General features: G+C 52.7%; 2 protein-coding genes. One reads left to right on the top strand and one right to left on the bottom strand.

What is annotated here, in order from left to right; translation table 11 throughout:
- The first annotated feature begins 139 nt into the window (after nt 1-139).
- Entirely contained in the window at nt 140-1,852 is a 1,713-nt protein-coding gene (locus AC2FF7_RS22095) for an adenylate/guanylate cyclase domain-containing protein (RefSeq protein WP_496906354.1), read from the top strand.
- Between the two features lie 193 nt (nt 1,853-2,045).
- Here AC2FF7_RS22095 and AC2FF7_RS22100 read toward each other — a convergent pair.
- On the bottom strand, nt 2,046-3,399 hold a 1,354-nt coding region (locus AC2FF7_RS22100; RefSeq protein WP_496906355.1), incomplete at its 5' end, for a hypothetical protein.

Genomic DNA, 3,399 nt, shown 5'->3' on the forward strand with positions numbered 1-3,399 from the left:
CGACCGCATCTGGGAATAGCTTCAGCGGGGAGCAGAGTTGGGCATTACCTGGGGATTTCGGACCCAGACTCCAAAGGCGACCTTGTCGGGCTGACAGAAGTCGAGTGTCGCGTTAAGTTCCTTAAAACAGGGGGAACGAATGGACAGACGTCTTACGACGGTGCTTGCGGCGGACATTGTCGGCTATTCAGCACTGATGGATCAGGACCGGGAAGGTACGATTAGTGCGCTCCGATCATTTCGTGAAGATACGCTCCAATTGCTTCTGAAAGCCCATGGCGGGACAATGATCAAAAGCTTGGGCGATGGTTGGATCGCCGAGTTTAAGTCCACGTCAGACGCTGCAGATTGCGCTATTGCAATACAGTCGGCTCAGAAACCAGACAGTATCAAGCTTCGAATTGGCATTCATACCGGCGAGGTTGTCACCGAAGGTGACGACATTTTTGGTGACGGAATAAATGTCGCCGCTCGTCTCGAAGCAATGGCCGAGCCAGATCAGGTATTGTTGTCGGATACATCTCACAACAGTCTTGATCGAGGCGACGCATCCAAGTTCGACGGCGGTGAGCAGACGGAACTCAAAAACATCACGCGCCGCATTGGTGTTTGGTGCTGGCCTAAGGGCACTTCAGCCAACCTATCGCAAATAACGGATGTTAGACCTGGGATTGCAGTGCTTCCATTCGACAATATGTCTGATGATCCCGAACAGGAATTCTTTGCGGACGGTATCACAGAAGACATCATCACAGAGTTGTCTCGGTTCCGCTGGCTGATGGTCGTGGCTCGAAATTCGTCCTTCACTTTTAAAGGCAAAAGCACGGATATTCGCGAAGTTGGTCGCATACTTGGAGTGCGCTATGTTCTCGAGGGCTCAGTCAGACGAGCAGGTCAACGCGTCCGCATTACTGGGCAGTTGATTGATGCGGAAAACGGCAGTCATCTCTGGGCAGAACGCTTTGACGGCGTGCTTGATGATATTTTCGACCTTCAAGACAAAGTCACGCTGGAAGTCGTTACAGCGATTGAGCCATCTCTACGGCACGCCGAAACAAACCGAGCGCGCGCGAAACCCACGGATAATTTGGAAGCCTATGAACTTTACCTGCGAGCTCAATCGCACTTCCATCTTTTGACGGATGAAGACAATCGAGAGGCCATAAGGCTGACGACCCTCGCACTGGGTCGCGACCCGGAATATGCGTCCGCATCAGGTTTGTTGGCTTGGTTGCATATTCAACGCATGGTCCAAGGGCTTGAACCTATCGGCGAAGGGCCGAAAGAGGCCGTAAAAGCAGCCGAACGGGTACTGCTTAGCGATCGTGCAGACGGGGTTGCACTGGCGTATGCTGCGCATTCAATCTCAATGCTGGCTCGGGATTTACCACGCGCGCGGGTTGCGTTCAAACAAGCTCTTGAGCAAAACCCAAACGCCGCAACAGTTCACATGCTGGCGTCCATCAACCTGTTTCTGCTTAATCGCCCCGAGGAGGCACTCAGCCACGCGACTCAATCTGTGGACCTTAGCCCGCACGATCCGTTGCGCCATGCTGCTTACCTCGCTCAAGCAAGTGCACTATTTCATCTTGGGCGCTATGAAGAATCTGTTAAGGCTTGTCGAAATGCCTTATCTGTGCGTTCAAGCTTCGTTATGAGTCATCTCATGCTGATTGCTGCCCTTGGACACCTCACCGATGATGCTGCTGCTCGCCAAGCGGTTGCGGACCTTCAGGCATTACGCCCGGGCCTGACAGCAGCCTCAGCGCAGACTCAAATACCAATATTCACTGTTCCATCTTGTGCAAGCAATTGGCGTGAAGGTTGGAAAAATGCAGGGTTGCCACAATAATTAGCCCGGTATGTTGTTATGCAGGCTTGAAGTTCATGCATCGCGAAGTGGTCGTTGCGACGCGAAATTTGAACTGAGAAAACTAGATGACTGGAGCAAAGGTTTTCGCGCTGTCTTTATGGTTTAATGGCCGCTTTTTCCTCAATTTGGCCGTTCGCCCTTTAGCTTACCCGACCCACCCAGTTCCGCTGCTTCAATATTGAATCTCGAATGGCACCACCTCTCGCCCCGTTCTTCGTTCATGTTCCGCCAACCTCTGAAGATAGCCCTCTGACCGGACCGTCTGTCGCCAAATCACGTAGTCTTTCACATGGTCCGCATTGGGGTCGGCTTGTTCGTCCAGCCCATAGAACTGGTTCGACGTCGGCAACGGTGCACCGGCCACTTCCTCCGAAGCCTCCGCCATCACCCGCTTCAACTCTCCGACTCGGGTATAGTCGATGATGTGACTGTCATGCACGGACAAGACTGGTACGGCTTGGTGGCAGAAGTGACGATGGACGCGTTCAACGATCAGACTATCGAGATGCATCAACCGGATGCCCTGATCTGCGAACAGATAGTCTTTGATGTGAGGCGTCTTGTCCAGAAAGCCCGTCAGCAGGGTCTCCAGTTGCTCGTTCGTTATTGACTTCCCAGCATGACCAGTCGGGAACCCATCTCGGAAGGCTCTGAAGGCCGCGTATTTGGACCCGGCGTTTATAGCAGTCAGTATCAGTCGTTTCATAAACTTGCGTTGAAGCGGTGCAGGCGCACCCGCGATAAGTCTGTCAGGCAGATCATAGGGGTCACCACCAAGTTCCTTCCCCGCCTCCAGACTGAGGAGAGAGACATGGAGACTGCGGAAGTCCACTTCGACGGCGGGCGTATCATTGATGAAGATCTTTGACCTCCAGTCACTATTGATCTGCTGCCACCAGCCACCATGAAAGCGCCCATTTAGGTTAAAGTCAGAGCGACTGAATATCCGGCGGGTGAATTTATGATGATGATCGGTGGTTACGTCATCGACCTTCGGCTCATCCAAAACAGGGATATCAATGAAAGCATCAGTAATTACTTGGTTATAGCGCTCAAGCTCAGCCCGAATTCTGATGATCTCGTCGGTATCCTCGTACTCGACCAGTGACTCAACATTGTCCCCTCTGAGAATGATGATCTCCTCGCCTTCGACCCGACCAACGTCATCTCGTTGGAATGCCACTTCGGCGAACCATCCCTGCATCACCTCGGAGGCTCGTATCCTCGTCGTTCTGTTCCCCCGAGCCAGAGGACCCGAGTAGCTGCCCTTGGCAACATCCAATAATCCTGCTTCGATTAGAGTGTGAATGATCGGGATGATCTTCTTGGATATATAGATCGCGTTATAGCGGGAAGACGTGTCCCAGTAGTTCGAGGACATAGAGACGCCGATAGATAGTTCCGGGTCTTCCAGCCAAGCAACATACAGGTCTAGAACCAACACCCGGAGTTGATGCCTGAATGCGGTCTTCGGCTTCGGTCCGGAGGTTTTATCACTCGGCAGATAGTCGTCCCAGATGCGGTCA

This window comes from Ruegeria sp. YTSC325 (assembly GCF_059609525.1).